The 26,497-nt window shown below is 69.9% G+C and carries 26 protein-coding genes, 1 tRNA gene and 1 pseudogene; 15 read left to right on the forward strand and 13 right to left on the reverse strand.

The genetic code is table 11. The annotated features are described in order from the left end of the window. Positions 1–509 (forward strand): annotated as a pseudogene (locus AB0P17_RS39740) (hypothetical protein); the annotation flags it as partial. 459 nt (positions 510–968) lie between these two features. Continuing rightward, positions 969–1,244 carry a hypothetical protein gene (locus AB0P17_RS39745; protein ID WP_365819338.1) on the forward strand — a complete coding sequence of 92 codons (276 nt, stop codon included), beginning with the start codon at positions 969–971 and terminating at the stop codon, positions 1,242–1,244. 91 nt (positions 1,245–1,335) lie between these two features. On the opposite strand, the gene AB0P17_RS39750 is transcribed toward AB0P17_RS39745, so the two are convergent. Then, on the reverse strand, positions 1,336–1,710 hold the full coding sequence (locus AB0P17_RS39750; RefSeq protein ID WP_365819340.1) for a helix-turn-helix domain-containing protein: 375 nt from the start codon (positions 1,708–1,710) through the stop codon (positions 1,336–1,338). Between the two features lie 74 nt (positions 1,711–1,784). Here AB0P17_RS39750 and AB0P17_RS39755 point away from each other — a divergent pair, with 74 nt between their 5' ends. After that, positions 1,785–2,477: an NAD(P)-binding domain-containing protein gene (locus AB0P17_RS39755; protein WP_365819342.1), complete on the forward strand. Its 693-nt coding sequence runs from the start codon at positions 1,785–1,787 to the stop codon at positions 2,475–2,477. 95 nt (positions 2,478–2,572) lie between these two features. Here AB0P17_RS39755 and AB0P17_RS39760 read toward each other — a convergent pair whose 3' ends face one another. Next, entirely contained in the window at positions 2,573–2,938 is a 366-nt protein-coding gene (locus tag AB0P17_RS39760) for a hypothetical protein (RefSeq protein WP_365819344.1), read from the reverse strand. Positions 2,939–3,441: 503 nt separating this feature from the next. On the opposite strand from AB0P17_RS39760, the gene AB0P17_RS39765 reads away from it, so the two are divergent. Then, positions 3,442–4,620 (forward strand): methyltransferase domain-containing protein, encoded by a 1,179-nt coding sequence (locus AB0P17_RS39765; protein WP_365819346.1) that lies wholly within the window; start codon positions 3,442–3,444, stop codon positions 4,618–4,620. A 160-nt stretch (positions 4,621–4,780) separates the two neighbouring features. Here AB0P17_RS39765 and hppD read toward each other — a convergent pair whose 3' ends face one another. Continuing rightward, complete coding sequence (gene hppD / locus AB0P17_RS39770) at positions 4,781–5,860, reverse strand: 4-hydroxyphenylpyruvate dioxygenase (RefSeq protein WP_365819399.1); 1,080 nt, start codon at positions 5,858–5,860, stop codon at positions 4,781–4,783. 232 nt (positions 5,861–6,092) lie between these two features. Between hppD and AB0P17_RS39775 the strand changes: the two genes are divergently transcribed. The 4 genes from AB0P17_RS39775 (at position 6,093) to AB0P17_RS39790 (ending at position 8,831) form a co-directional block, all read left to right on the forward strand. Next, positions 6,093–6,563 carry an Lrp/AsnC family transcriptional regulator gene (locus tag AB0P17_RS39775; RefSeq protein WP_365819401.1) on the forward strand — a complete coding sequence of 157 codons (471 nt, stop codon included), beginning with the start codon at positions 6,093–6,095 and terminating at the stop codon, positions 6,561–6,563. A 78-nt stretch (positions 6,564–6,641) separates the two neighbouring features. Next, on the forward strand, positions 6,642–7,262 hold the full coding sequence (locus AB0P17_RS39780) for a helix-turn-helix domain-containing protein (protein ID WP_365819349.1): 621 nt from the start codon (positions 6,642–6,644) through the stop codon (positions 7,260–7,262). A 52-nt stretch (positions 7,263–7,314) separates the two neighbouring features. Next, a complete protein-coding gene (locus AB0P17_RS39785) occupies positions 7,315–7,512 on the forward strand; it encodes a hypothetical protein (protein WP_365819351.1) in 198 nt (65 codons plus the stop codon). After that, positions 7,509–8,831 carry an MFS transporter gene (locus AB0P17_RS39790; RefSeq protein WP_365819353.1) on the forward strand — a complete coding sequence of 441 codons (1,323 nt, stop codon included), beginning with the start codon at positions 7,509–7,511 and terminating at the stop codon, positions 8,829–8,831. The genes AB0P17_RS39785 and AB0P17_RS39790 overlap by 4 nt, the downstream gene beginning before the upstream one ends. Here the strand turns inward: AB0P17_RS39790 and AB0P17_RS39795 are convergent. The 6 genes from AB0P17_RS39795 to AB0P17_RS39820 all read right to left on the reverse strand — a co-directional run bounded on the left by AB0P17_RS39795 (position 8,785) and on the right by AB0P17_RS39820 (position 15,083). Further along, a complete protein-coding gene (locus AB0P17_RS39795) occupies positions 8,785–9,597 on the reverse strand; it encodes a S16 family serine protease (RefSeq protein ID WP_365819355.1) in 813 nt (270 codons plus the stop codon). The genes AB0P17_RS39790 and AB0P17_RS39795 overlap by 47 nt on opposite strands. A 133-nt stretch (positions 9,598–9,730) precedes the next feature. After that, positions 9,731–10,372 carry a helix-turn-helix domain-containing protein gene (locus AB0P17_RS39800; protein ID WP_365819357.1) on the reverse strand — a complete coding sequence of 214 codons (642 nt, stop codon included), beginning with the start codon at positions 10,370–10,372 and terminating at the stop codon, positions 9,731–9,733. Positions 10,373–10,906: 534 nt separating this feature from the next. Then, positions 10,907–12,694, reverse strand: coding sequence for a DEAD/DEAH box helicase (locus AB0P17_RS39805; protein ID WP_365819360.1), 1,788 nt, complete (start codon positions 12,692–12,694; stop codon positions 10,907–10,909). Positions 12,695–12,879: 185 nt separating this feature from the next. Beyond that, on the reverse strand, positions 12,880–13,269 hold the full coding sequence (locus AB0P17_RS39810) for a type II toxin-antitoxin system death-on-curing family toxin (protein WP_365819362.1): 390 nt from the start codon (positions 13,267–13,269) through the stop codon (positions 12,880–12,882). Then, positions 13,266–13,466 (reverse strand): ribbon-helix-helix protein, CopG family, encoded by a 201-nt coding sequence (locus AB0P17_RS39815; RefSeq protein ID WP_365819364.1) that lies wholly within the window; start codon positions 13,464–13,466, stop codon positions 13,266–13,268. The genes AB0P17_RS39810 and AB0P17_RS39815 overlap by 4 nt, the downstream gene beginning before the upstream one ends. A 42-nt stretch (positions 13,467–13,508) precedes the next feature. Further along, positions 13,509–15,083, reverse strand: a complete 1,575-nt coding sequence (locus tag AB0P17_RS39820) for an MFS transporter (protein ID WP_365819366.1) — start codon at positions 15,081–15,083, stop codon at positions 13,509–13,511. A 196-nt stretch (positions 15,084–15,279) separates the two neighbouring features. Here AB0P17_RS39820 and AB0P17_RS39825 point away from each other — a divergent pair. Continuing rightward, positions 15,280–15,351, forward strand: a tRNA-Cys gene (locus AB0P17_RS39825). A gap of 38 nt (positions 15,352–15,389) precedes the next feature. Here AB0P17_RS39825 and AB0P17_RS39830 read toward each other — a convergent pair. Further along, positions 15,390–15,995 (reverse strand): hypothetical protein, encoded by a 606-nt coding sequence (locus AB0P17_RS39830; protein WP_365819368.1) that lies wholly within the window; start codon positions 15,993–15,995, stop codon positions 15,390–15,392. 534 nt (positions 15,996–16,529) lie between these two features. Here AB0P17_RS39830 and AB0P17_RS39835 point away from each other — a divergent pair. From AB0P17_RS39835 to AB0P17_RS39850, 4 genes are all read left to right on the forward strand, one after another. After that, on the forward strand, positions 16,530–18,569 hold the full coding sequence (locus AB0P17_RS39835; protein WP_365819370.1) for a cellulase family glycosylhydrolase: 2,040 nt from the start codon (positions 16,530–16,532) through the stop codon (positions 18,567–18,569). Between the two features lie 108 nt (positions 18,570–18,677). Beyond that, positions 18,678–19,121, forward strand: a complete 444-nt coding sequence (locus AB0P17_RS39840) for a hypothetical protein (RefSeq protein WP_365819372.1) — start codon at positions 18,678–18,680, stop codon at positions 19,119–19,121. Next, the gene (locus AB0P17_RS39845) at positions 19,118–21,013 is read left to right on the forward strand and encodes an alpha/beta hydrolase (RefSeq protein ID WP_365819374.1); all 1,896 of its coding nucleotides are present in this window, start codon (positions 19,118–19,120) and stop codon (positions 21,011–21,013) included. The genes AB0P17_RS39840 and AB0P17_RS39845 overlap by 4 nt, the downstream gene beginning before the upstream one ends. Further along, positions 21,010–21,633, forward strand: coding sequence for a hypothetical protein (locus tag AB0P17_RS39850; protein ID WP_365819376.1), 624 nt, complete (start codon positions 21,010–21,012; stop codon positions 21,631–21,633). The genes AB0P17_RS39845 and AB0P17_RS39850 overlap by 4 nt, the downstream gene beginning before the upstream one ends. A gap of 18 nt (positions 21,634–21,651) precedes the next feature. Here AB0P17_RS39850 and AB0P17_RS39855 read toward each other — a convergent pair whose 3' ends face one another. Next, the gene (locus tag AB0P17_RS39855) at positions 21,652–22,179 is read right to left on the reverse strand and encodes an ATP-binding protein (RefSeq protein ID WP_365819378.1); all 528 of its coding nucleotides are present in this window, start codon (positions 22,177–22,179) and stop codon (positions 21,652–21,654) included. 240 nt (positions 22,180–22,419) lie between these two features. Here AB0P17_RS39855 and AB0P17_RS39860 point away from each other — a divergent pair, with 240 nt between their 5' ends. Further along, complete coding sequence (locus AB0P17_RS39860) at positions 22,420–23,271, forward strand: helix-turn-helix transcriptional regulator (protein ID WP_365819381.1); 852 nt, start codon at positions 22,420–22,422, stop codon at positions 23,269–23,271. 10 nt (positions 23,272–23,281) lie between these two features. Then, the gene (locus AB0P17_RS39865) at positions 23,282–23,473 is read left to right on the forward strand and encodes a hypothetical protein (protein WP_365819383.1); all 192 of its coding nucleotides are present in this window, start codon (positions 23,282–23,284) and stop codon (positions 23,471–23,473) included. A 96-nt stretch (positions 23,474–23,569) separates the two neighbouring features. Here AB0P17_RS39865 and mycP read toward each other — a convergent pair whose 3' ends face one another. Together mycP and AB0P17_RS39875 are read right to left on the reverse strand one after the other, a co-directional pair. Further along, complete coding sequence (gene mycP, locus AB0P17_RS39870; RefSeq protein WP_365819385.1) at positions 23,570–24,952, reverse strand: type VII secretion-associated serine protease mycosin; 1,383 nt, start codon at positions 24,950–24,952, stop codon at positions 23,570–23,572. A gap of 29 nt (positions 24,953–24,981) precedes the next feature. Next, positions 24,982–26,469 carry a hypothetical protein gene (locus AB0P17_RS39875; RefSeq protein WP_365819387.1) on the reverse strand — a complete coding sequence of 496 codons (1,488 nt, stop codon included), beginning with the start codon at positions 26,467–26,469 and terminating at the stop codon, positions 24,982–24,984. Positions 26,470–26,497: the final 28 nt, after the last annotated feature.

Genomic DNA, 26,497 nt, shown 5'->3' on the forward strand with positions numbered 1-26,497 from the left:
TGTCCGTCCCGCACCCCCATACCCTGCGCCGTCTCCTCGTCCAGTTGGACAGTGACGCCCTCGACCAGGCAATCGGAGCCTTCCTGGCCGCCCGTACCACCCCAAGCGGTCCAAAGACCGTCGCCTTCGCTCACCTCGACTACCCCGACGCACGCCAGGCCCTACAAGTCGTGCGCTGGAGAAAGGACTTCACCAGCGGCAGGCTCACCATCGAGCGCGTCTACCTGATCACCGGCCTGCCGCCCGGCACAGCGACCGGCCCCCAGCTCGCGGCCTGGATCAGAGGGCACTGGAAGATTGAAAATCTCCTGCACCACGTCCGCGACCGCACTTTCCGCGAGGACGACTCCAAGATCCATGTCGGTCGCCTCCCACGCGTCATGGCCGGCCTGCGCAACCTTGCCATCGGCGTCCACCGTCAGGACGGTCGCACCAACATCGCCGCCGCCCTCCGCTACACCGTCCACGACTCTCGCAGATCCCTGACCGCCCTCGGCCTCACCGGATGAATCCGGACAGATCTCGATCATGCAAGGGCCCCTTCGGACGGCCCTCAACTTCCTTGAGCGGGCCGGACATCTCCTCCGGCGGCGCGAGTTCATGGTGGGAGCGAGTGGCGGGCGATGGGTCACCCGTACGTGGTTCTCCCGCACCGCCCGAAGTGATGACGCCTGGGGTGCGCCTGCCGATGCGGGCGAGTCGGATACGGGTGAGCCGGATACGGGGGCGGCGAGTACGGGGGCGGCGAGCGTCCCGGCTCCCGCGCCGATTTCGGCCCCGGCCCCCGCGCCCGGTGCGCGGGCGGTGCGGTCTCGGGGATATCTCCTGCTCGCCTCGGTCGGGCGGCGATGTCCCGCGCTGTCGCTGTCCGCCGCCGACTGCGCGGCGCTCGAACCGCTGGCCACCGAGTGGTTCGTACGCGGGTCCGTTGAGGAGGACGTACTGCGCGCCCTCACCGACGGACTGCGATGCCCGTACATCACCCCGCCGGGCTTGTACGCTCCCGGCTCACCGCCAAGCTGCCACCCGAACCGGCCGATACGCCGGTCGCCCCGGGCCGGGTGACGGCGGCCATGGTCGAGTGCCGCACCTGCCGGGCACCGGGACGGCCGGAGGTGATGGCCGACGGGGAGTGCGGCGCCTGCCGGGGCGCGCCCGCGCCCGTACGCCATCCCGCCGCACTGCCGCCGGACCGGGTCCGGGCCTTGGCCGCCGAGGCACGGAGCGCCGCCGCCCACGGGTAGGTGCGAGGCGGATTCCTGGGAGCCCCGCGACGACATCCACGAAGCCTTCCTCACCCTCGGATGCGTACTCATCCGCTAAAGACGTCAGCGCTCACTCCGAGGAGGACTGGAGGTCGGCGGTGCATCCGGCTTCCTGAGCGGCCATGACCTGATCGCCATGCTCAAAGGCCCATGCTCCGACAGCGTCGATGGGCGCCAGCAAAGTCCGTCCCAGGGCAGTGAGTTGGTACTCAACGCGCGGCGGCGCTCCGGGGTGTGCCTGCCGGTCCACGAGTCCGTTGGACTGCAGGCGCCGCAGCGTCTCGGTGAGGACCTTGGAGCTGATCGCTCCGATCAGCCGGCGCAGTTCGACCGGACGCCTGGGACCGTCGCGCAGTGCCCAGAGCACCACGGCGTTCCAGGTGTTGGAGAGGAGGTCGAAGGCGAGGCGGGCACGGCAGTCGGCGAGGAAAGCGTCGGTCGTCACGTACCAAATGGTGCCCGACAGGCCCTCTAGCGTCGTTGCGAACGGTCCGAGCAGGTTCTGGGAGGAAATGCGTGATGAGAATCGGCGTACTGGGAACGGGCAACATGGCGGACGCGCTCGCCACCCACTGGGTCCGGGCCGGGCACGACGTGGCCATCGGAGGACGGGACATACGCAAGGCGGAGCGGCTCGCGACGCGCCTCGGGGGCAACGCGAAGCCTGCCAGTCTGCGTGCGGCGGCCGAGTTCGGTCAGGTGGTGCTGGCCGCGCTGCCCTTCGGCGCAGGGGCGAGCGTGGCGCGGGAACTGCGGGCGGCCCTGGACGGCAGGGCGCTGATCGACTGTTCCAATCCGGTTGGTCCGGGCTTCCGGCTGCTGACACAGAGCGGCCTCTCAGCCGCACAGCAACTGGCTGCGACGGCACCGGGAGCTCATGTGATCAAGGCGTTCAATCTCTGCCACGAGGACGTGTGGCGCATGTCGCCGCCCATCTTCGATGGCCGCCTGCTGGCCGTTCCGATCTGCGGAGACGACGGGACGGCCCTCGCACTTGCACACCAGTTGGTGCGGGATGCCGGCTGCGAACCCGTGGCCGGCGGTGGTCTCGAACGAGCGGGACTCCTGGAGGCGACCGCCGCGCTCTTCATAGGGCTTTGGGTCGGCGAGGGAGTCGATGCTCAAGCAATCGCGCCCCCGCTGGCGTATGCCGCCGGACCGAGACACGTGGATCAAGAAGGAGCCGAGAGGGCTTTCCGTCAGGAGTTCTAAGAACGCCAGTCTCCGGCAACGCACAGCGTCCGGGTAATGACCGAGCATCCCCCGAGGCGAGTCGGGGGACGCTCGCACGTTGTGATGTTGGACTGTCAGCTGAGGGACTTCGCGATCGCCTCGAAGATGTCCGAGTCGGTTTCCTTCTGCCAGTCCGGCAGGTCGGGCCAGTCAGCGACGTAGCCAGGCTTCGGGTCTTCGAAGTGCTTGAACATCTGAGCTGTCCAGCATGTGGCGACGAAACGGCCCTTCTGCTCGCGCGTCAGTCTCGACGCGTGGCCGTCACTCGTTTCGAGGAACTGTCGCACCTGCTCGTACACGGCAGTCGCAGCCTGGCGTTCCCACTCCGGTGTGTCCTCCCAGGGGGTCACGTAGCCGGGCTTCGGCTCGCCGGGGAAATGCTCGCGTACGCCGGCGATCCACGTTTCCCGGAACAGTCGCGCGCCCTCGGTCCCTGACATGCCTACCCCTCTCCTCGCGTGGTGCTCAGTGCGTCGATCTCGGCCCCCAACTCGGTCACCCGGCCATCGCCGCGGGCCAGAGGAGACTTTCCGTCGCTCCGCAACGCCCACGCCGGCCTCCCTTCACGCCTCAGGCCGTCCTACCCAGGTGGTGCACCCCGGGCGTCACCTATGCGTCAAGACTGCCGCATGGATGCCGTGGAGGTCTCCAACGCCATGCGGTTTCCTGGTTGTTGTCGATGACGAGAACCGGTCGTGGCAAGCGGGGGATGCGGAGTCGGTGGCCGGATCGGGTCGGCAAGCGCAGAGCACCATGTGGCCGATGGAAGGAGAGAGCGGATGCGTGGCTTACAGGTAGTCACTGCTGTCACTGCTGCTGACGGTGGGCACGGCGGAGATGGAGGAGACGGGGGCGACGGGCACCCGGGCACCCCTTGGACGCCACCGCAGGATCCCCCGTCCCCTGACGGTGACACTCCGCCCGGCGACGGGGCACACCGCAAGTGACGTTCAACTCTGTGCAGGCGGACCGCCCCGGCCGGCAGGAGCTGGGGCGGTTCCTCTTGGAGACGCACTCGATGACGTCGGACTGGGTTCCGACGTTCGCGGCCGTGGATCGTGCCGCCTTCCTGCCGGATCTGATGTGGCCGTTCGACATGAAAGCCGGTACGAGCGTCACGGTGGACCAGGGCGCCGACCCGGACGCGTGGTACTCGGCGGCCGACAGCAACGTCCCCATCGTTACGCAGTGGGACGACGGCGCCCATACGGGCAGGGCGCCCGGACGGGTGTCCACCAGCTCTTCGTCCATGCCTTCGGTCGTGTACGCGATGCTTCAGGCCCTGGCCGTGGAGGAGGACATGCGGGTACTGGACGTCGGCACGGGTACGGGCGAGACGGCCGGAGCACTGTTCCACCATTGCCGACACGGGCGCGTCACCACCGTTGAGGTCGACCGCTCCGTTTCACGGCAGGCTCGCGAACGGCTCAGCGCCGCCGGACTGTACCCGGAGGTCGTCACGGGCGACGGGATCGACGGCTGCACCGATGCCGCGCCGTACGACCGCATCCTGGCCACTGTCGGCCTTCGGGACATTCCCGGGGCGTGGATCGAGCAGACCCGTCCCGGCGGCCTCATCGTCGCGCCGTGGGGTACGTACTACTCCAACGCGGATGCCGTGGCGCGCCTGGTCGTGAGGGGCGGAGTGGCGTCCGGGCACTTCGCGCGTCCCGTGGAGTTCATGAAGATGCGCGCCCAGCGGCTGACTCCCATTGAGCACGGTGCGTATGTCCCGGCGGATGGGATGGGCAGCGCCGACACGTCCACTACGGCTGTTACGGAAGCGGAGTTCGTCACCGGTCGGTACACCGCTGTGCCGTTCGCTCTCGGGCTTCGCGTACGGGACTGCGCCCAGGCCGTTGCCGACCGGCGTGACGGCGCGCGACCGGTGTGGTTCTACGGGCTGCATGACCGTTCCTGGGCGTGCGTGATGTTCCGCGAGGGCGAGAAGGAGGCGCGCGTCTGGCAGTCAGGGCCGCGGCGGCTCTGGGACGAAGTGGAGACGGCCTTCCGGTGGTGGGTCAACCGTGGTGCGCCGGACCACACCCGGTTCGGTCTCACCGTCACCCCGGAGGGGCAGAGGGCGTGGCTGGACGATCCGGCGGAGTCCTGGGCCGTGTGACCTGCGCACCCCGAGTGGGCCTCGTCGTGGGCCTCGTCGCCTCGGGGCACGCTGATGACGGCATCGGAACCGGCGACGAGCGCCGCCCGTGCGGCGGAGCGGGTGGCCCCGGCCGAGAGGGCCGGGGCCACCCGCTCCCGTACATACAGAGGCCAGTGCGTCAGAGGTTGCCGCGCCGTTCCTGCTCGCGCTCGATCGCCTCGAAGAGCGCCTTGAAGTTGCCCTTCCCGAAGCCCATCGAACCGTGCCGCTCGATCATCTCGAAGAAGACGGTCGGCCGGTCCTGCACCGGCTTGGTGAAGATCTGGAGCAGATAGCCGTCCTCGTCGCGGTCGACCAGGATCTTCAGCTCGCGCAGGGTGTCGACGGGCACCCGGGTCTCCCCCGCCCACTCGCCGAGGGTGTCGTAGTACGAGTCAGGGGTGTCCAGGAACTGCACACCCGCGGCCCGCATCGCCCGCACGGAGGCGACGATGTCGTTCGTGGCGAGCGCGATGTGCTGGACGCCGGCCCCGCCGTAGAACTCCAGGTACTCGTCGATCTGCGACTTCTTCTTGGCGACCGCGGGCTCGTTGATCGGGAACTTCACCTTGAGGGTGCCGTCCGCGACGACCTTCGACATGAGCGCGGAGTACTCGGTGGCGATGTCGTCGCCGACGAACTCCTTCATGTTGGTGAAGCCCATGACCTTGTTGTAGAAGCCGACCCACTCGTTCATCCGGCCGAGTTCGACATTGCCCACGCAGTGGTCGATCGCTTGGAACGTGCGCCGGGTCGGGGGTGCGACGATCGGGTCCGCGGCCTCGAACCCGGGCAGGTAGGGGCCGTCGTAACCGGAGCGCTCGACCAGGGTGTGGCGGGTCTTGCCGTACGTGGCGATCGCGGCCAGGACGACGGTGCCGTGCGCGTCCTTCACCTCGTACGGCTCCTGGAGGCCGTGGGCGCCGTGCTCGGTGGCGTAGGCGTACGCGGCCCGCGCGTCCGGGACCTCGATCGCGAGGTCCACGACCCCGTCGCCGTGCTCGGCGACATGGACGGCGAGGAAGCGTCCCCGGTCGGTGGACGGCTTGATGACGGACGTGAAGACGAAGCGTGCGGCGCCGTTCGTCAGGACGTAACTCGCGGTCTCCCGGCTGCCGTTCTCCGGGCCCGCGTAGGCGACGAGCTTCATGCCGAAGGCCGTGGAGTAGTAGTGCGCGGCCTGCTTGGCGTTGCCGACGGCGAAGACGACCGCGTCCATTCCCCTGACCGGGAAGGGATCGGCCTCGCGCGCGGTGTCGGGGGCGGCACCCGTGGTGGTGCCCGGGGTGCCGAGGGTGCTGTGCGTCGAGGTGTCAGCCATGGCTCCAGCGTCAGGCCGGTTCGCAAGGTGCGCAACAGTTCTGGTTTTGGCTGGGCATTCTGTACAGCGAATAACGAGAATGGCGGGGCGATTCGTACAGGATGACCACACTGGAGGAGGGAGAGTGACTGTGGGTATCGACGGGCTGGACGGCAGGCTGATCGTGCTGCTGGCGCAGGAGCCCAGGATCGGGGTGCTGGAGGCGTCACGCCGGCTCGGCGTGGCGCGCGGGACCGTACAGGCGCGGCTCGACCGGCTGCAGTCGAACGGGGTCATCAGGGGGTTCGGCCCTGCGGTGGATCCGGCGGCGCTCGGATACCCGGTCACGGCCTTCGCCACGTTGGAGATCAAGCAGGGGCAGGGGACAGATGTACGGGCCCACCTGGCGGGCGTCCCCGAGGTGCTGGAGCTGCACACCACCACCGGCGAGGGGGACATGCTCTGCCGCCTGGTCGCCCGCTCGAACGCCGATCTCCAGCGGGTGATCGACCTGGTGGTCGGCTTCGAGGGGATCGTGCGGGCCGCCACCGCGATCGTCATGGAGAACCCGGTGCCGCTGCGGATCATCCCGCTGGTGGAACAGGCGGCGCGGGACGACTGAGCTAGGGGAAGCAGGATCCAAAGACTCCGTTGCAAAGAAAGCGTTGCAACGGAGTCTTTGCATGGCTACGGTGGCACCATGCCCGACTTCGAACCCACACCCGAGACGCCCGAAGAGGCGCAGCCGCCGCAGCACAACGTACGCACCCTGGACGCCCGGTCGCTCCGTGGCCTGGCCCATCCGCTGCGCATGCGCCTGCTGGCCGCGCTCCGCCATCACGGCCCCGCCACCGCCTCACAACTCGCCGCCCGGCTGGACGAGTCGAGCGGCGCCACGAGTTATCACCTGCGCCAGCTCGCCGAGTACGGCTTCGTCGAGGACGACCCGACGCGCGGCAAGGGCCGCGAGCGGTGGTGGAAGGCCGCGCAGGACGGGGTCCGCTTCACCGAAGCCCTGCACGCGAACACCGATCCCGAGGTACGGGGCGCGGTGGACTTGTTCCTGCACGAGGTGGCCACCATCCATACCCAGGAACTCACCACCTGGCTGGGCACGGCGGGCGACTGGCCGCTGGAGTGGTCGCAGGCGGCCGACATGAGCGACTTCACCCTGCGGCTGACGCCGCAGCAGCTCACCGAGATGAATGAGGAGATCCACGCGGTCGCCGAGCGCTACCGCCGGATGGGGCCCGCCGCCGAGGACGCCCCGCAGGTCCGCGTCCATCTGCACTCCTTCCCGCGCCGCGGGTCGGGAAGCTGACGCGGGCCGGAACGGACCGGCCGACCGAAGCAGATCTCAGGGGGGAACCACCATGCACGCCGATGTCCATCTCACACTGCACCACCTGCGCGCCGCCGAACTGCGCCGGGAGGCGGCCGGGCCCCACCGGCCCCGCAGACAGCTCCGTATTCGCACGAACCTCCGTACCCGACTGGGCTGGTCGCTGGTCGAGTTGGGGCTGCGCCTCGTCAACCGCCCGGTGGCGCGCACGAGAACGCACCTCGCGTGAGCGGGCCCGAGCGCTCCAGCCGGAGCCCCCGCGACCGGTGGCCCTTCGTCGCCACCCTCGCCGCCAACACCATCTCCATAGCGGGGAGTTCGCTGACCCTGATCGGGGTGCCCTGGTTCGTTCTCCAGACCACCGGCAGCGCGTCCGACGCCGGGATCGTGGCCTTCTGCGCGACGCTGCCGGTCGTCGTCTCCGCCATCGTCGGCGGCCCGGTCATCGACCGGCTCGGGCGGCGGCGGGTCTCCGTCGTCTCCGATCTGGTCTGCGGTCTCGCCATGGCCGCGATCCCGCTGCTGCACCGGGCGGGGGCGCTGGAGTTCTGGATGCTCTGCGCGCTGATGGCGCTCAGCGGGCTCGTCCACACCCCGGGGCTCACCGCCCGGTACGTCCTGCTCCCCGACCTCGCCGAGCGCGCCGGCACCACCCTGCCGCGCGCCGCGAGCCTGTACGACGCGGCCTCGCGCGGCGCTCGGATGATCGGTGCCGCGCTGGCCGGCGTACTGATCGCGGTGGTGGGCGCCGAGACGGTGCTGCTGCTGGACGCCGTGACCTTCGCGGCGTCCGCGGCGCTGATCGCCGCCGGGCTGCGCGGAGTCCGCTCGGCGGAGCCACAGCGCCTCGCCCCGGTCTCGCTCGCCACGTACCGCACCGAACTCCGCGAGGGGTACGCCTTCCTGGCCCGTACCCGGCTGCTCATGGGCATCACGCTGATGGTGATGATCACCAACGGCCTGGACCAGGGCTGGAGTTCGGTCCTGCTGCCGGTCCACGCCCGCGACGAGCTGGGCGGCTCGGCCGATCTCGGGCTGCTCACCGCCGTGTTCGGCGGCTCCGCGCTGCTGGGTGCCCTGCTGTACGGGGCGTACGGGGAGCGCTTCCCGCGCCGTGCCGTCTTCGCGGGGGCCTTCCTGCTCTGCGGGGCGCCGCGGTTCGTGGTGGCGGCGCTGACGGACGGGACCGTACCGCTGGCCGTGACGATGGCCGCTGGCGGCTTTGCGGCGGGCGTGCTCAACCCGATCCTCACCACCGTGATCTACGAGCGGGTGCCGGACGCGCTGCGCAGCCGGGTGTCCAGTGTGACCACCGCGGGGGTCGAACTGACGATGCCGCTCGGCGGGCTGGCCGCGGGGCTGCTGGTCGAGCGCGCGGGGCTGGGCAGCGCGCTGCTGGTGGTCGGCGGGGTCTATCTGCTGGCGACGCTGAGCCCGCTGGTCTTCCCGGCCTGGCGGTCCATGGAGCGCACCGCGAAACCGGGCCAGGAGGTCAGGGACGTCAGCAGCTCGGGACCCGGTCCGTCCGCCCCTGCTCCAGCGCCGTGAGCGAGGTCACCGCGCCCTTCAGCGTGGTGACCGGCACCAGCAGCATCCCCTTCGGCAGCTCCGCCTGCGCGTCCGCGCACTCCGCCTTCGGTACGAGGAAGACGGTCGCCCCGTCGCGCCCCGCCGCCTGGGTCTTCAGGGCCACCCCGCCGACCGGGCCGACCTTGCCGTCGTCGGTGATCGTCCCCGTACCGGCGATGGTGCGGCCCCCGGTCAGGTCGCCGCCCGCGCCGTCGCCGTCGAGCTTGTCGACGATGCCGAGCGCGAAGAGCAGCCCGGCGCTGGGTCCGCCCACGTCGGCGAGGTGGAGGCCGACGTCGACCTTCGCCGGGTCCTCGCCGAGCAGGCCGAGGGCGGCCGTCGTCGCGGAGTTCTGCGACTCGATCATGTCCTGGGTGTTGTGCTTCCTGACCTGCCGGTCGGACTGGCCCGACGGATAGACCGCCTCGCGCGGCAGCACCGCCCGGTCCGTACGGAACCAGCCCTCGACCACATCGCCGAAGTCGACGTCCGTGGACGGCCCGGTCGCCTCGATCGTCGTCATCCGCAACTGCCCCTCGGTCTTCCGTACGGGCGCGCCGCTGATGGTGATGACCGGCCGGTCCTTGTTCGCGCCGAGGACGTCCGCGGTCATCCCGGGCTGCGCCACGGCGTACGGCAGCGGTGCGACGCCGACGACGACGAAGAGGGCGACGACCGGGAGGGCGCAGACGATGAGGACGCTGGGGCGCGAAAGGCGAGAGAACCGCGGGAGGCGAGAGAACACGGTGTTCAATCTATCTGCCGCGCACCCCCGCCCCCGCCCAGGCGTCCGCGCCGCCCCGGCCGACCGTCCGCGCCGTCCTCCGCAGGCCGTCCGCACCGGTCAGCTCAGGCCGTCCGCAGACTCTCCGCACCGATCAGCGCAGGGCGTCCGCCACCTCGCGGGCCGCGTCGACCACGCGCGGACCGACCCGTTCCGGTACGGCGTCCGCGAGCATCACCACGCCCACGCTCCCCTCTATCCCGGTCACCCCGATCAGCGCCGCCGCGGCCCCGCTCGCGCCCGCCTCCAGCTCCCCGCTGGTGAGCGTGCAGCTCGGCTCGGTGAGGGCGCCCTGGCGGGCGGCGAGAATCGCCTTGCCGGCCGCGCCCCGGTCCAGCGGATGACGGAATCCGGCCCGGTAGGCCACGTGGTAGTCGGTCCAGGTCGGCTCCACGACGGCGACCGCCAGCGCCTCCGCGCCGTCGACGAGCGTCAGGTGCGCCGTCGCGCCGATGTCCTCGGCGAGCGCGCGCAGCGCGGGCAGCGCGGCCTCCCGTACCAGCGGATGCACCTGACGGCCCAGGCGCAGCACCCCGAGGCCCACCCTGGCCCGGCCGCCGAGGTCACGGCGGACGAGCGTGTGCTGTTCGAGGGTGGCGAGCAACCGGTAGACGACAGTCCGGTTGACGCCGAGCCGGGTGGACAGCTCGGTGACGGTCAGCCCGTGGTCGGTGTCGGCGAGCAGCTTGAGGACACGCAGTCCCCGGTCGAGCGTCTGGGAGGTCTCCGCGGTCACGACGCCCTCTCCTTCGGTGTGAGTCGGAGCGAGTCCGGATGGGTTCTCCCCTGGCCGGGCGAAGCCGAGACCGCGGGGAGGTGTGACGACGGCGCTCTCCCTGCCCTGGAGCTGGTGCCGTACCGGGTCCCGTCCCGGCGTGGCGCGGAGAGGCCACCGGCGGGGCATGGCACCACCGGCTGCGCTACGCGGCGGAGTTGCCACGGAGCGTTCACATTGCGGGGACAGTAACCATCGGTACCGCTCAGCGGAAGCCCTCGTCCAGAATCCGGGCATGAGTGGTAAGTCAACGCGCATTGACACCAAATGTCCGACCACGTGGTGACGTCGTGTGCCCATATGTGATCACTGGAGTGATCACCGAGGATCCGGAAAGGGCCCGGAACGGCGACGTGGCCGCTGCCGGGGCTCCCGGACAGCGGCCACGCTGTACATCAACCGTTACAACGATCACGGCACCTGGCTCATACCTCTACGACGTCCACACCTCGGCCGACGTCCACACCTCGACGTCGGCCTCTCGCCCGGGCGCCGTCAGCGCATCCGGGTGGCCCACTCCCCCACCTTGGAGATGCGCTCCCTGAGCTGTCCCGCCGTGGCTTCCGCGCTCGGCGGGCCGCCGCACACCCGGCGCAGCTCCGTGTGGACGACCCCGTGCGGCTTGCCGCTCTGGTGGACGTACGCGCCGACCATGGTGTTGAGCTTCTTGCGCAGCTCCAGCAGTTCCTTGTGGGAGACGACGGGGCGCCGCTCCGCGGGCAGTTCCAGCAGGTCGGCCTCGGCGTCCGGCTTCTTGCGGCTGTGCGCGATCTGCCGGGCCTGCCGCTTCTGTAGCAGCAGCTGCACCTGGTCGGGTTCGAGGAGCCCCGGGATACCGAGGTAGTCCTGCTCCTCCTCGCTGCCGGGGTGCGCCTGCATGCCGAACTCGGCGCCGTCGTACAGCACCCGGTCGAAGACGGCGTCGGACTCCAGCGCCTCCCACGGCAGCATGTCCTGCTCGCCGGTGTCCTCATCCTGCTCGCGCTCCGCCTCCGCCATCTCCTTCTCGGACTCGGCGTAGGGGTCCTCCTCCCCCTCCTTCTTCGGCTTGTCGAGGACGTGGTCGCGCTCGACCTCCATCTCGTTGGCGATACCGAGGAGGGTGGGGATGGTCGGCAGGAAGACGGAAGCCGTCTCGCCGCGCCGCCGGGACCGTACGAAACGGCCCACGGCCTGCGCGAAGAAGAGCGGGGTCGAGATGGTCGTCGCGTACACGCCGACGGCGAGGCGCGGCACGTCGACGCCCTCCGACACCATGCGGACGGCGACCATCCACCGCTCGTCGCTCCCCGAGAAGTCATCGATCCGCTTCGACGCGCCGACGTCGTCGGAGAGGACGAGCGTCGCCTTCGTCCCGGTGATCTCGCGGATGAGCTTGGCGTACGCGCGCGCCGCCTCCTGGTCGCTCGCGATGACCAGCCCGCCGGCGTCCGGGATGCCCTTGCGCACCTCGGTGAGGCGCCGGTCGGCGGCGCGCAGGACGCTCGGCATCCACTCGCCGCGCGGGTCGAGCGCGGTGCGCCACGCCTGCGAGATCGCGTCCTTGGTCATCGGCTCGCCGAGGCGCGCGGCGACCTCGTCGCCGGCCTTGGTCCGCCAGCGCATGTTGCCGCTGTAGCTGAGGAAGATCACCGGCCGGACGACGCCGTCGCCGAGCGCGTTCCCGTATCCGTACGTGTAGTCGGCGGCGGAACGGCGGATGCCGTCGTTGCCCTCCTCGTACGCGACGAAGGGGATCGGGTTGGTGTCGGACCGGAACGGGGTGCCCGTCAGCGCGAGCCGCCGGGTCGCCGGCTCGAACGCCTCCAGGCACGCCTCGCCCCAGGACTTGGAGTCGCCCGCGTGGTGGATCTCGTCGAGGATGACGAGGGTCTTGCGCTGCTCGCACCGGTTGCGGTGGAGCATGGGCCGGACCCCGACGCCCGCGTACGTGATGGCGACGCCGTCGTACTCCTTGCTCACCGGTCCCGCGCTGTACTCGGGGTCGAGCTTGATCCCCACCCGCGCGGCGGCCTCGGCCCACTGCTTCTTGAGGTGCTCGGTGGGCGCCACGACGGTGATCTGCTGCACGACGTGGTGGTGCAGCAGCCAGGAGGCGAGCGTCAGCGCGAAGGTCGTCTTGCCGGCGCCGGGGGTGGCGACGGCGAGGAAGTCACGGGGCTGCTCCTCTATGTATCGGCTGAGGGCGCCTTCCTGCCAGGCACGCAGCTTGTTGGCGGTGCCCCAGGGCGCACGGCCGGGGAAGGCGGGCGAGAGGTGGTGGGAGGCGGCGGTAGTAGTCACGGTCTCCGGTTCGGACGCTCGGACGTGGGGTTACGTGAGCACCCGGCCGGACGCGTGGACGTCGGCGGGCGCACGGGCTATGAGGTCTCGCGGACCTCTTGGGTACGACAACCGGGCCACCCTACCGGCGGGGTGACCCGGTCCTCGTACGAACGAGGCCGTGACCGGACCGAGTGCGACACCTGTCACACCGGCGGGACGACCAGCTCCCGCAGGCCGTCCGCGATGGCCTTGATCTCGTCCATCCGTCCGGTGGCCACGGCGATGACGAGTCGCTCGGCCGCGTCGATGTCGGGGCGCAGATGCACCTCGTTCAGGGCCAGGAACGTGACGCAGGACAGCCACGCCGTCCGCTTGTTGCCGTCGAACAGCGGATGATTGATGGTCAGGGACTGCAACAGCGCGGCGGCCTTTTCGATCACATCCGGATACGCCTCCTGGCCGAACATCGCGGCTGACGGGCGGTGCACGGCCGACTCCAGGAGTCCGGCATCTCGGACCACGACCTGCATGTCGTCGCAGGCGTGGTCCGCGATGGCCAGAACGTCCTCGGCGGAGAGATAGACGCAGATCACTTGAGCCGCTCCATGAGCTCGCTCCACTTGGCGGCCTGTTCCTTGGCGGTCTTCCTGACCATCGCCTCATGCGCGGTGCGGGCCAGATAGTCGTCCACGGCCTGGAGGAGTATGGCGTGCATGCTGGTCCCCTCCTGCTCGGCACGCTGCTTCAGGGCCTCGGTCTGATCGTCACGGAGACGCAGGTTCATAGCCATACCAAAACGGTACCACCACCCTGGGGCCAGAGTGGTACCAACTCAGCGCCCCGCGCCCCGGCCCCCCGCCCCGGCCCGCGTAGCCACCCACACGCCCACCAGCGCCACCACCGCCATCGGCAGGAACACCGCCGCGAACGCCGCCGGATGCGACGCCGTGGCCGCCGCGCCCGTCGCGGCGTGGCCCGCCGCGCCCACCGCGCCGCCGCCGAGCGCCGCGAACGCCGCGCCGCCCGCCGCCAGCAGCAGGACGTTGGAGAGGCCGTCGGAGATCTGGAGCGCCGCCGAGTTCGAGCCCGCCTCCTCCGGCGCCGAGAGCTGGAGCAGCAGCACGCTCGTGGAGGCGATCACCGCGCCCATACCCAGGCAGCCGAAGGCCCAGGCGACCGCCACGACCCACACCGGCACCGCGTCGATCAGCACGCTCGGCGCGGCCGCGATGGCCAGCGCCACCAGCACCATGCCGCCCGCCATCAGCCGCCCGCGGTACGGCTCCATGCGCGGCCGGGACTGTACGTACGAGCCGAGCGCCCAGGTCGCGCCGCCGACCGCGAGCGAGAGCCCGGCCATCGTCGGCGACAGGCCGCGCTGGGTGACCAGCATGAGCGGTACGAAGCTCTCCGCCGCGATGAAGGCCCCGGAGGCGACCCCGCGCAGCAGCACGACGGACGGCAGCCCGCGCGCCGCCCGCCAGGTCCCGCCCGGCAGCAGCCCGAGGACGGCGGGCACGAGGAACGCCAGCCCCGCCGCGGCCGGCAGCAGCGAGAGGAGACGCAGGTCCTGGCCCGCGTACTGGAGGAGCGCCGCGCCCAGCGAGATCCCGAGCGCGAGCCGGATCCGGCGCCGGTCGAAGACGGCCGCGCTCCCGGACGACGCGGCCTTCCCGGACACCCCGGCCTTCCCGGTCGCCCCGGATGGCTGCGCGGCGGCCCCCGACGCCATCCGCCGTACCGCGGGCACCGCGAGGACCAGCGGCGGCACGACAAGGACGGGGATGCCGAGGAAGACCCAGCGCCAGCCCAGGTGTTCGGTGACGGTCCCGGCGGCGAGCGGCCCGACGACCGACGGGACCACCCAGCTCGCGGCGATCGCGGCCATCATCGCGGGCCGCAGCCGTTCCGAGTAGGCGCGGCTGATGACCACGTACAGCGCGACGATGACCAGCCCGCCGCCGAGCCCCTGCACGGCCCGGCCCAGGATGAACACCCACATGGAACCGGCCGCGCCGGAGAGCAGCAGCCCGACGGCGAAGGCACCGACGCCCGTGACGAGCGGCGCGAGCGGCCCGTCGCGGTCGGACCACTGACCGGAGAGGACCATCGCGAACAGGCTGGTCGTGAAGTACGCGGAGAAGGCGAAGGCGTACAGCGACACCCCGTCCAGCTCACGCGCGGCGACCGGCATCGCCGTGCCGACCGCGGTCGCCTCGAAGGCGATCAGCAGCACGACGGCGACGATGGAGATGCTGAGCGCCCGGTGCTCCGGCCCGAGCACACCGCCGCGCCACCCCCGAACGGGGGCGGGGGCGGCGACCGGGGCCGGTGCGGCGCTGGGACCGGATATGCCGGAGGAGGCGGCGGAGGCGATGTCGGCGTCGCCTGGTTCCAGTGCGGTCATGGCTTCAGAGTAAGGGGCGTAGCAGGGGTTGAGCCCTGTCGCGGGATGGATCTTCGCTCGGCCCTTGGTCGTACGACCAGGTCGCGCCCCTTCGTTCCGTACGACTGTGAACGCGGTATGGCAGTCACATTGCACGCCGCCCGAAAGTCTTGAGCGGCGCCGCCCGCGCTCGTACGGTCGTCAGCAGATGGAGCATGGCCGTGTGCCCGAGTGGTTCAGGGGCTCGACTGCAACTCGAGTTACGTGGGTTCGATTCCCGCCACGGCCTCGGTTTCCCGTACGCGTACGGGGGCGGGGGCGGGGCGCCTATGGGGCGTCCCCGTACCGGTCGAAGGTCTCGGTGCCCTCACCGCCGGAGGTCCACTCGACGCTGAGGGTGCTGCCGCCGCCGAAGGTGAGGTCACCGCTGCGGTCCTCGGACTCCACCCGGACGTCGTCGCGGGAGCAGATGAGCGCGAAGCGGTACTTCTTGCCCGCCTCCTGCACCGTGCGCACGCCCTTGCACTCCATGCCGCCCTTGACGTACACCATCGAGATCTTGCTGTCCGGCTGGAGGGTCTCGATGTCCTCGCCCTTCAGGACGCCGAGAACACCGCTGCCCGAGCTGGAGCGCCACATCCCCTCGACGCCGGTACCGGTGGGCTCGGCGTCCGAGGGCTCCGCGTCGGGGGCCTCCGTTGTCCCGCCGGTCGACTCGTCGGCCGACTCCCCGGCCGGCTCCTTCGAGGCGTCACCCGAAGCCGCGCCGGAGGGCCCGGCGCTCGCGGCCACGTCCTTGCCGTCGCCGCCGCCGTCATCCCCGCTCGTCGCCAGGAAGATGCCGCCCCCGGCGAGCAGCACGACGGCCGCCACGGCGCCGGCGAGCAGGGCGGTCCTGCGAAGGCCCCCGGGCCGCTGCGACGACTGAGGCATCTGGGGCATCTGCGGCGACGGGGGTATGTACGGCGGCGGAGGCGCCTGGTGGCCCGGGTACCCCTGGTGTCCGCCATAGGCGGGCGGGGCCGGCTGCTGGACGGGCTGCGCGTAGGGATTGCCCTCGACGGGGGCGCCCTGCGGGGGCGCCTGCGGCTGGGGAGGACCCGAGTAGGGACCGGGCTGGGCCGGCGGCTGCGCAGGCTGCCCCGGCTGCACAGGCGGACCCGCTGGGCCCTGCGGGCCATGCGGGCCCTGCGGGCCATGCGGAGCCCCCGAGCCGTCGGGAGCGGGCGGGTACGGCGGCTGGCTCATCGGTCTCCCTCGCTGGCTTACGGCGCGGTTGCAGGAGCAACGCCCGGCGGATCAGCATATGTTGACCGTCCACCCGGGGCGGCTCCGGTCCGGCACCCGCGGCCCTCGCTCCTCGCTTCTTGCTCCTCGCCCTTCCCCCCTTCCCCCCTTCGCCCCTTCGCCCCTTCGCCCGGGCGAGGCTATTGACTACCCGTCAGTAGCTGCTCCACTGTTGTGTCCATGACGACCCCCGGGGCGGAAGCACGCACGGCACGTCGCACCACACCTCGCAGCACACGTCGCAGCGCCGTTCGTGCGGCACGCGGAGGCGCCCTGCTGGCGGCGGTCCTGGCGCTGCTGACGGGTGTCGCACTCGGCGGCCCGCCGACCGCGGCGGCGGAGAGCGCTCAGGCCGAGAGCACACGGGCCGCGCTGTGGTTCGACGACCGGGCGGCCACAGAAGTCACCGTGAACGGCGGCCGGTTCACCGACGGGCACGGCCGCGAGGTCGTCCTGCGCGGATTCAACGTCTCCGGCGAGACCAAACTGGACGAGAACGGCGGCCTGCCCTTCGCCGACGTGGCGGACGCCCGTACCTCCGCCACGGCCCTGCGCTCGCTGACCGGAGGGAACGCCGTACGGTTCCTGCTCTCGTGGGCGTACGTCGAACCCGAGCCGGGGAAGATCGACACCGCCTACCTGCGCCGCGCCACGGAGCAGATCAAGGCGCTCCTCGACGCGGGGCTGCGGGTGTTCCCCGACTTCCACCAGGATCTCCACTCCCGGTACCTCTTCGACAAGGACAGCTGGTACACCGGTGACGGCGCGCCCCGGTGGGCCGTCGAGGCGGGCGGGTACCCGCGTGAGTCCTGCGGCATCTGCATCCTGTGGGGCCAGAACATCACCCAGAACCAGGCGGTCAAGAGCGCGACCCGGGACTTCTGGACCAACCGGGTCCTCTCCGTCCCCACGGGCACGGGCACGGGGACCACCGCCGTCCCGGTCCAGACCGCGTTCCTCGACATGGCGCAGCAGACGATGACGTACCTCGCGCGGAATCTGGACGCGGACGAGTTCGCGGGCATCGTCGGCTTCGACCCGTACAACGAGCCGTTCGCGGGCGAGTACGCGGCGGGCCAGAACAGCCGCGCCTGGGAACGGGACGTGCTCTGGCCGTTCTACGAGAAGTTCCGCTCCCGCATGGACGCGGCGGGCTGGCGCGACAAGCCGGTCTTCGTGGAGCCCAACATGTTCTGGAACGCCAATCTGGACTTCGCGCGCCATGAGGGCGGCCTGCTCGACGCGGGCGGCGCCGGTGCGCGCTACGTCTTCAACACGCACTTCTACGACCAGAAGGCAATCTCCGGCATCTTCATGTGGGGGAAGGCGAACGACGGCCAGTACTCCACCGACTTCACGACCGTCCGGGACCGCTCGGCGGCGCTGGGCACCACCGGCATCGTCAGCGAGTTCGGCCACCCGCTGAACGGCACCACCGCCGACAAGGCGCCCAGCGTGAACAAGGCGCTGTACCAGGCGCTCGACTCCCGGCTGACGGGCGCGAGTTGGTGGACGGGAGCGGCCCGTTCCGGGCCGGTGCTCTCGGGAACGCAGTGGCAGTGGGACATCTACAGCGGGCGCCACCGCGAGGCGATGAACGGCAACCCCGACAAGATCCTCACCCAGGGCGACGCGTGGAACGACGAGGACATGTCCGCCGTCGCGCTCGACGCCTCCGGCAAGACCGTGCTGCGCCAGGACACCCGGCTGCTCGACCGGCTCTACCCGGGTGCGGTGGCCGGCCGTACGGTCGCGTTCACGTACGAGGACCGCTCCCGCGACGGCGGTACGACCCTGTCCTGGAACCGGATCCCCGACACCATGCCCAACACCGCGCGCCTGGTGGGCACGGGCCGGTACGGGGTGCTGGTGTGGCGCTCCGAGGGCGCCACGCGCGCCCCGACCCAACTCCACCTGCCGGCCGGCTTCACCCCCTCCTCCACCGTCGTCTCCGACCTGGGAACGGCCACCGGCCTGCCCGCCTACACGGCACAGGGCCAGAGCGCCGACCACGCCCTGGCAACGGCCACGGAACCGGGCACCGCCAACGCCCAACGCCTCCTGCTCACGGCCCCGCCCGCCTCGGACACCGCGGGCACCCTCCACTACGCCCTGGTCGCGGAAGGCCCGGCGACACCGGAACTGCGCGCCGCGGCCCAGCGCGAACTCACGGCGTGGGCGGCGTCCACAGCTTTCCCCGGCCTCCCGGCAGCTCCGTAGGACCGCCACGCCCCGCGCCCCTGCTCCGTGTGCATCCGCATACGCACCCGATACCTTGATCCGGAGACGGGGGCGTGGCGCGGGAAACAGGAGACGGGGGACGCGGTTATGGCGACAAGTCCGCACTCGGGCGAGTGGCAGCGGCTGTACGACATGGCAGGCCGTGGCGGCGGCTCGACGGAAACGCGGATGTCACTGGCCTCCGCTTCGGTGGAAGACAGCGGCGGAGAGCCGGACCTGCGTCACCGCGACGGCCCATGGACCAAGGCCGCCGGTGTCGCCGAGGAGTTACACACCAGCATCACCACCGCGAAGAGCCGGCTCACCGCCGCCCATGAGGATGCCGCCGTCGGCACCGAGGGGCTGGCCAGCATGGCCACGCTCGCCTCGGTGCTCACCTCGTGGGAGGAACGGCTGAAGGCCGTCCGGGACGAGTGCGGCTCCCTCGCCCCGAAGCTGCGGCTGGTCGCGCAAAGCCAGGGGGAGCGCGAGGTGAAGGTGAAATCCTCCTTCACGGGGCTCGGCAAAGCGGCCGAGGCGGGGGCGAAGTGACCCCCGTGCTGACATGGCAGCAGTTGCGCGACCTCAAGTACTCGGAGCTCCAGGACGCCGCCGACGGCTGGGCCGAGGTGAGCAACCGGGCGGACGCCGCCCGTGACCGGGTGAGCAACGAGATGACGAACAGGCTCACGGAGTCACAGAAGGGCGAGGCGGCGAGCGCGGCGCTGAGGCGACTGAAGCAGCTCGACCGGAACTTCGAGTATCTCTACACCGAGTGCGGCCTGATCCGTACGACGCTGAACAGCCTCGCCTTCGAACTGAGCGCATCGCAGACACAGCTGCGGAACGCCTTGGCTGAGGCGGCCACCCTCAAGTTCACCGTGCATCCGGACGGCTCGGTGAGTTACCCGGCCGGAGGCGAGAATATCGCCGACGGCACGCCGCTCCCGGGCGGCAGCACCACGGGCTCCGCCGCGGGCACCCCGTACGGCCCCGCACTGGGCGCCACCTCCGGAGCCCCTCCGCTGACTCCGCCCAACCCGAACCACGCCAGGGCCCAGGACATCGCGGACCGCATCCTGAAAGCGGTCAACGAGGCCCGGGAGACCGACAGACGCTTCAGCGAGACCCTGGCCAAACTCAAGGCGGCTCCCGGCCTCACGGTGGACACGAAGATCTGGACGGACGCCGCGGCGGACGCGGCGGCCGTCCGTGACGTGGCGGACGACTATCTGAAGGACAGCATCCCGCAGGACAAATCCCCTGCGGAGCGCAAGGCATGGTGGGCCGGTCTCACGCAGGAACAGCGGGAGGAGTACCGGGTCGTCTATCCGGATGTGATCGGCAACCTGGACGGAATCCCGGCCGAGACGCGGGACGCCGCCAACCGTGACAACCTCCAGTTGATGATCGGCGAACTGGAGGGGCAGGCCGGCGAGAAGGCGCAGAGCCAGCTCGCGGGGCTGAAGTCGATCGACCGCCAGCTCCGGGAGGACCCGGCGCCAGGAGTCCCCCCGATGTACCTGCTGGGCATCGGCGACGAGGGAAACGGCCGCGCGATCGTGTCCTTCGGGAACCCGGACACGTCAAGGAATGTCGCCGCGTACGTTCCTGGTCTGGGTACCGCGCTGGACGAGGACTTCGCGAAGAACGACGTACAACGGGCGCGCGACACCGCTGTCGGCGCAGCAACGTACGACGAGTCGAGCGCGGCCATCGTATGGCTCGGCTACGACGCACCACAGCTCCCTGCTGAGAAGCTGGCCGACAACGCGGGCGTGATGTTCGAACACGACGCCAGGGCCGGGGCCACCGCGTACAACGGATTCATGGCAGGGATCTCGGCAACGAACCAGAATGCCGACCCGCATATCACCGCCATCGGCCACTCGTACGGCTCCTTCACCGTGGGACAGGCGGCACAGCGGAACGGCGGCATCCCGGGCGCAGACGACATCATCCTCCTCGGCAGCCCCGGTACCGGCGCGGACTCGGCCAAAGACCTCGGCGTCGGCAAGGGGCACGTATACGTGGGCGCCGCAGACCACGACCCGGTGACCATGATGCCGAGCAAGGCCGAGTCGAGCGCACTCGGCGCCGGCGTGGCGGGCGGCGGCTCCGCCGGGCTGGTGCTGGGACTCGGCATGGGAGGACCAGTCGGCGGCCTGTTCGGTGCTGCGGCGGGCGGCGCGGTCGGCGGCATCACGGGCTTCAGGTCGTCGGAGGACGAAAGTCAGATCTGGTTCGGTACGGACCCGGCGCACAAGGACTTCGGCGCGAGGCGCTTCAAGGTCGACGACGGCGCATTCCCAATCTTCGGCGGGGAGGGCGCGACGCCGGCCCACTCGAACTACTTCAATCCCGAGAAGGATCCTGAGTCGGCCGAAAACATCGCGAAGATCGTCGCGGGCTCGGACGGTCTCACGATGCAGGAGCACCGATGACGAAGGCACTGCGCTTCTCGCTGGCCGCAACTCTGGTGATGTTGGTGGCCGGATGCAGCATCCCGGGAACGCCCTGGGACGAGAAGGAGGAAAAGCGCATGGTGAGCAAGATCAGTCTGCAGGAGGCGGCCGAGAAGGGCGACGCAATCTTGCTGGACACCATCTCGTCGGTACAGCCGCCGCTGAATTGGGTGCATTACGCGCCCACGGAGAGCGGGTGTGGCGACTACACCATCGACGGTAAGACAACGGGAGCGGCAACCCGGCGTGCCGCAGTGATGACCGTCGTGTCCGAGGAGCGACGGGGCAACCTGCTCGGTGTGTTGGAGCGGCTGTGGAAGAAGAAGGGATACGAGATCACCGGCACAAACCCCTCCAAAGATACCCCCGCCATTTTCGCCCGGACACCGGAAGACTTCCGCATCAGTGTCAAGGTGGGTGCCAAGGGTCAGTTCTTCTTCTCTATGGCAACTCCATGCTTCATCGAGTCGGAGGTTGCCCCGCCCAGAACCGAAGCCAACGGAACGCCTTTCGAAGGTTCGAAGGTTCCCTCCCCCTCCGTGCACTCCGACTTCTGGTCCGCCACCACACCGGCCCCGTCGACCCCTCCCTCCGCCTAAGAGATCAACGTCCGCCCGTCAGGCGGCCCAGCTTCGGCGCGAGTGCACGAGGGTTGCCCAGGTCCACGTTCCTGCGCGCGGGCACTGGGCGGCGTGGAAGCCCCAGGTGCCCCGGTAGGCCGCCACCACGTCAGGTGTACGAGGGAGGGCGGCGCGGCGGCGCTCCTCACAGAGGGCAGCGAGGCGGGGCAGCGGGTGGACCGCATGAGTGTCGTACACACTGATGTGCAACGTGTCGGCCCGCTGCCGCAGGGCCAGGTGGACGTCGGCGCCATCCCCGGAGAACCGACAGGCGTACGCGACCAGTTCGCGCACCACGACGAGTGCGGGATCGATCAGTCCCTCCATCTCGTGCACGTCGAGGACCAGTTCGGCAACCTCCCACGCAACGGCCGGGCCGGCCAGCCCGGCGGGGAGGGTCAGGCTGTATGCGAGGCTCCCGGGTGACGGCTCCCCCAACTCGGGCAGCTGCGGCGGACAGTCCGGTACGCCTGTGAGGATAGGGCCGGTTGTCGTCGATACGGGCGTGCTTTCACTTTCGGGCATGACAACTCCGCTCGCTGATGCGTTGGTTGTTGTGGCGTGGAAGCCTGCGGCATACAGATGGGCAGGAGGAGGCGGGCAGGCTCGCGCGATGCACTTCTGCTTTGCGGTACGTGATCACCCCATCACCGACAGTAAGGAATCATGGGCTTCAAGTTCCACCCATGGGTGGAACTTGAAGCCCCAATAGACCTTTAGAGTGACGCCCGGCACACTGAGCACCGGCCGACAGGAAGGATCCCCATGGCCGCACGGACAGCACCAACGCAGCGACAGAGGAGACTTGGTGCCGAGGTCCGCAAGATGCGGACCGGTGCGGGCATGTCGATCGAGTACGCGGCCGGACTGCTCGGCGTCGATCGCGGCAAGATCTCGCATATCGAGTCGGGTATCCGGCACATCAGCACGGACCGCCTCCGAACCCTGGCGACGCACTGCGAATGCACGGACGAGGCGTACGTATCCGCGCTGCTCGAACTCACGACGCCGCCGAAACGGAGCTGGTGGGGCGAGTACCGGGGAAGGCTCTCACCAGGGCTGCTGGACATCGCAGAGCTGGAGTGGCACGCAGTTCGCATTCAGAACGTACAGTCCGTCCACGTACCTGGCCTGCTACAGACCGAGGACTACGCCCGCAGCATCTTCGCGGCGGTTCTCCCGGCGCTCTCGCGCCTCGAAGTCGAGCTTCGTGTAGCGCACCGCATGGAGCGGCAACAGGTACTGAGCCGGGAAGAGCCCGCGGGTTTTGTGGGTTACCTGCACGAGGCGGCACTACGCATGCGCTTCGGCGGCGACAAGGCAACGCGAAGTCAGCTGAACTCGCTGATCACGGCCTCCGAGAAGGACAACATCACTGTGCGCATAGTGCCCGTGGCACGCGGCAGCTTCCCTGGAGCCGGACAGTCCCTGCTCTACGCGGAGGCGGCGGTGCCGCAACTCGACACCGTTCAGGTGGACTCCGCACACGGTCCGGACTTCCTGCACACCGAGCCGCACCTCGCCAAATACCGAGCCCATTTGGAGTGGATGGACAAGGAGTGCATGTCAGAAAGCGCGTCACGCGACTTCATCCACAGCCTCGTCCAAGAACTGTGAGGGGAACGACATGAAGGACATCACGTGGGAGGAGCCGTTCTGCGGAGAAGGCAACAGTTGCTTCCGCATCGGCACTGACCCGAACGGCAACGCGTACATAGCCATTGCAGGGCAGGAAGACACCTACCTCACCGACACCCGCGAAGCCCTCGCCACCCTCATCCGCGACATCAAGGCCGGCAAAGCCGATCACCTCTTGTAACCACAGTTGAGCGCTGTCCCAGAACACCCGCGCAAGGCTGTGGGGCGGCGGAAGGGCCCACCGGGACGGGAACAGTCCTGGCGGGCCCTTCCTGGCTCAAAGACCGGGTCCGGGAGGAGTGTTACGCGGCGGGTACGCCGGCGGCTGCTGAGGCTGGTAGTACTGCGGCTGCTGTTGCGGGTACGGCGTGTAGGCCGGAGTGGGCGCCACCGGAACCGCCGAGGCAGCCGCCGCACGACGCCGGGACCGGACGACAGGAACGGCGACCGCACCCCCGAGCAGGGCGGCGGCACCCACCCCGAGTCCGATCCAGAGCCCGGTGTTGGCGCCGTCATCGGACGCGGCTGCCGCTGCGGGCTTCTCGGATTCGTCCTTGGCGCTGTCCTCACTCCCGGCGCCACCCGGCGTCGCGAACGACTCAGGTGACGGTGACTCGGACGGCTCCGCCGCCGCGAGATCGGGCAGCGGGTACTCGTCGGCCGGACCGGGGTCGCCGGGGGTCTTGAGGGCTATTCGGGGACGGACGACACCGTAACCGAGGAAGTCGTTGCGCTCCTCCCCGCTCTTCGCCTTTCCTGCCGTGTTCAACATGACGCGGAGAACCTGGTTGTTCGTCCACTCCGGGTACTTGGCCCAGATCAGCGCGGCGGAGGCGGAGGCGAGGGCGGTCGCGTCGCTGGTCCCGTGGCTGTTGCAGATCTCCGACCCACCGGTACACGCTGAAATCATGTCCGCACCGGGCGCCCCCAGATCGACCTGCGGTCCGCGCTCAGACTCCTTCGTCACCCTGATGTTCTTGTCGACGGCCCCCACGCCCACAACGCCCGGAGTTGCCGCCGGGTAGTAGACCGGGTTTCCGTCGTCACCGCTATTCCCTACGGCAGCAAAGACCAACGCGCCCTTGCCCAGCGCGTACTTGACGGCCGCAGTTATGTTATCGCCCGTCACCTTCGATCCCAGGGAGACGTTGATGATCTTTGCGCCGGAGTCCACCGCATACCGAATACCTTCACTGAATGCTCCGGTATACATTCCGACATCAAACGAGAGGTTCGTTCCTTCATCAGGCTTGGGCATCCTGATGGGCAGGATCTTCGCGCCGGGTGCAAGGCCGAAGGCCCCCTTACCTCCGGGACGCTTTCCGGTTCCCGCGATCAGGGAGGCCATGGAAGTGCCATGCCCATCGGGATCCGTGTTCTCATCCCCGGCCTGTTCGATCGACAGATCGAGACCCGGCAGAACCTGCCCCGCAAGGTCGGGCAGGCTCTTGTCAACACCGGTGTCGAGCACAGCCACCGTGACGCCCTTGCCCGTGCTCGTACGCCACATTTCATCGGCCTTCATCGCGTCCAGATGCCACTGATCGTCGCGAACTGTCTTTGCGTGGGCCAGCGTTGCGGGGATGCCTACCAGCAGCATCCCCAGAGCGGCGGACACCACCCGGGCATGCCTCAATGTTGAGCGGCTGCTGATACGCATCTGATTCCTCTTGCCGAGCGATGTGGGGGTTAGTCGATGACCGGCGGCACAATGCGCCGCCGACCCTGCTGCCAGGTCGCTTCGTCCTCGACCAGATAGTCCGGGCGCTCGGCATCCTCGCGATCCCGACGCGCTGCGGTACTCCGGGCACCGGGCCCCATTGCGCCGGTACGCCCCGGCTGCCCGTTGCGGACCAGCCCGGAGCCGCCCGGCGTGAAGGGTCTGCCCTGCTGCCCCTGTCTCCCCCCGACGACACCACCGGACTCAGAAGCAAGCCGTCGGCCTGGGGCCATGCCACCCTGGCCGTTGCCTACCCCTGCTCCACCGCCGTGGGGCATTCCTCCGGGCATGCGCCCAGTTTCTCCCCCGATGACCGTGCCACGAGGGATTCCACCGGTCGGACGACCCAGATTCTGGGGTACGGGTCTGCCGCCCGTGATGCCGTTCTGCTGTGGCAGCCGCCCTCCGGCCGTACCGCCCGAAGGAGACTGGCCGGGCAGCAGGGGGCCACGCGGTCCGGCGCCGCTGCGTCCACCCGGCACAGTCCCGGGCGGTACGGGGTTCCCGCCGAACGCGGGCGGCACCAAGCCGACCGGAAGTGACGTCAGCCCCTCGGGCCTCCCTCCCGGCGGAGTCCCTCCGGGAGGCGCGGACGGCAGGTTGGGCGTCTGCGGCAGCGTGGCCACACTGTCGATCCCCATGTCGACCGGTCGGTCCGGCACGACCACCGCAGGCGGCGTCGCCTTTCCAGTCGCCGCCTGTGAGACCGAACCGTTGAAAGACGACGCCGAGGAGTACGCGTTCCCCGGTGCGGGAGTGTACGAAGCCGCCGAAGAAGAACCTCCACCGCCGGAGCCGTACGAATCGCCTCCGACACGGTTCGCCGAACTCAACCGGTCATCGGGATCCGGCATGAACTGCGCAGGCGGTGACGGGAACGACGGCGGCGGCTGGGACGAGATCTGCTCGGCCGAGTAGACATACGTCTGCGCCAGCTTCCTCAGTTGCTGCGCTGCTTCCTGACGACGGGACTCCATCCCGTCCTGGGCACCCCGCAGATCTGTGAGGACATCCGAAATATCCCCCGCCCCGGCGTCGTGCCGCGCCGCCTGCACGACGATCAGCGAGTCCTCGGCCTTCTTCTCCAGCGCCGGGGACCTCGGCGGGACGGCCGACTTCGCCTGGCTGATGGCGGTGGCGACCTCCTCCAGCCAGGACGACGCGTGCTGGCTGTACGCGCCGAGATCCAGCGTGGCTATGGCTGCCTGGTGACCCCAGTCGCGGAAGGCGTTTCCGCCCTCGCCGTCCCATTCGAGCCGCGCCACGACGGACTTGAGCCCCATACCGATCCGGTTCACGGTGCTTGCGGCGTCGGCCAGCTTACGCGCGAGCTCCGACGCTGATTCGCTGGTCGCGCCGTCGAGCATGTCGAGCAGCTCTTGATGTGTCTTCGACTCGAAATCGGTCTGCTCAAGTGCCGGAGCCTTGCGCCCCGCCTTCTCCCCGTCAGCAGCCACGCCGCGCCCCCAGTACCACAGCTCCCCC

It is taken from the genome of Streptomyces sp. NPDC088124 (assembly GCF_040685895.1).
GTDB lineage: Bacteria > Actinomycetota > Actinomycetes > Streptomycetales > Streptomycetaceae > Streptomyces.

What these genes read in the sequence shown, in the direction of transcription:
- AB0P17_RS39745 (WP_365819338.1), top strand. Translation starts at nt 969, where the DNA reads ATGCCCGTACATCACCCCGCCGGGCTTGTACGCTCCCGGCTCACCGCC.
- AB0P17_RS39755 (WP_365819342.1), top strand. Translation starts at nt 1,785, where the DNA reads ATGAGAATCGGCGTACTGGGAACGGGCAACATGGCGGACGCGCTCGCC.
- AB0P17_RS39760 (WP_365819344.1), bottom strand. Translation starts at nt 2,938, where the DNA reads ATGTCAGGGACCGAGGGCGCGCGACTGTTCCGGGAAACGTGGATCGCC.
- hppD (WP_365819399.1), bottom strand. Translation starts at nt 5,860, where the DNA reads ATGGACGCGGTCGTCTTCGCCGTCGGCAACGCCAAGCAGGCCGCGCAC.
- AB0P17_RS39780 (WP_365819349.1), top strand. Translation starts at nt 6,642, where the DNA reads ATGCCCGACTTCGAACCCACACCCGAGACGCCCGAAGAGGCGCAGCCG.
- AB0P17_RS39785 (WP_365819351.1), top strand. Translation starts at nt 7,315, where the DNA reads ATGCACGCCGATGTCCATCTCACACTGCACCACCTGCGCGCCGCCGAA.
- AB0P17_RS39815 (WP_365819364.1), bottom strand. Translation starts at nt 13,466, where the DNA reads ATGGCTATGAACCTGCGTCTCCGTGACGATCAGACCGAGGCCCTGAAG.
- AB0P17_RS39820 (WP_365819366.1), bottom strand. Translation starts at nt 15,083, where the DNA reads ATGACCGCACTGGAACCAGGCGACGCCGACATCGCCTCCGCCGCCTCC.
- AB0P17_RS39830 (WP_365819368.1), bottom strand. Translation starts at nt 15,995, where the DNA reads ATGCCTCAGTCGTCGCAGCGGCCCGGGGGCCTTCGCAGGACCGCCCTG.
- AB0P17_RS39835 (WP_365819370.1), top strand. Translation starts at nt 16,530, where the DNA reads ATGACGACCCCCGGGGCGGAAGCACGCACGGCACGTCGCACCACACCT.
- AB0P17_RS39840 (WP_365819372.1), top strand. Translation starts at nt 18,678, where the DNA reads ATGGCGACAAGTCCGCACTCGGGCGAGTGGCAGCGGCTGTACGACATG.
- AB0P17_RS39850 (WP_365819376.1), top strand. Translation starts at nt 21,010, where the DNA reads ATGACGAAGGCACTGCGCTTCTCGCTGGCCGCAACTCTGGTGATGTTG.
- AB0P17_RS39855 (WP_365819378.1), bottom strand. Translation starts at nt 22,179, where the DNA reads ATGCCCGAAAGTGAAAGCACGCCCGTATCGACGACAACCGGCCCTATC.
- AB0P17_RS39860 (WP_365819381.1), top strand. Translation starts at nt 22,420, where the DNA reads ATGGCCGCACGGACAGCACCAACGCAGCGACAGAGGAGACTTGGTGCC.
- AB0P17_RS39865 (WP_365819383.1), top strand. Translation starts at nt 23,282, where the DNA reads ATGAAGGACATCACGTGGGAGGAGCCGTTCTGCGGAGAAGGCAACAGT.
- mycP (WP_365819385.1), bottom strand. Translation starts at nt 24,952, where the DNA reads ATGCGTATCAGCAGCCGCTCAACATTGAGGCATGCCCGGGTGGTGTCC.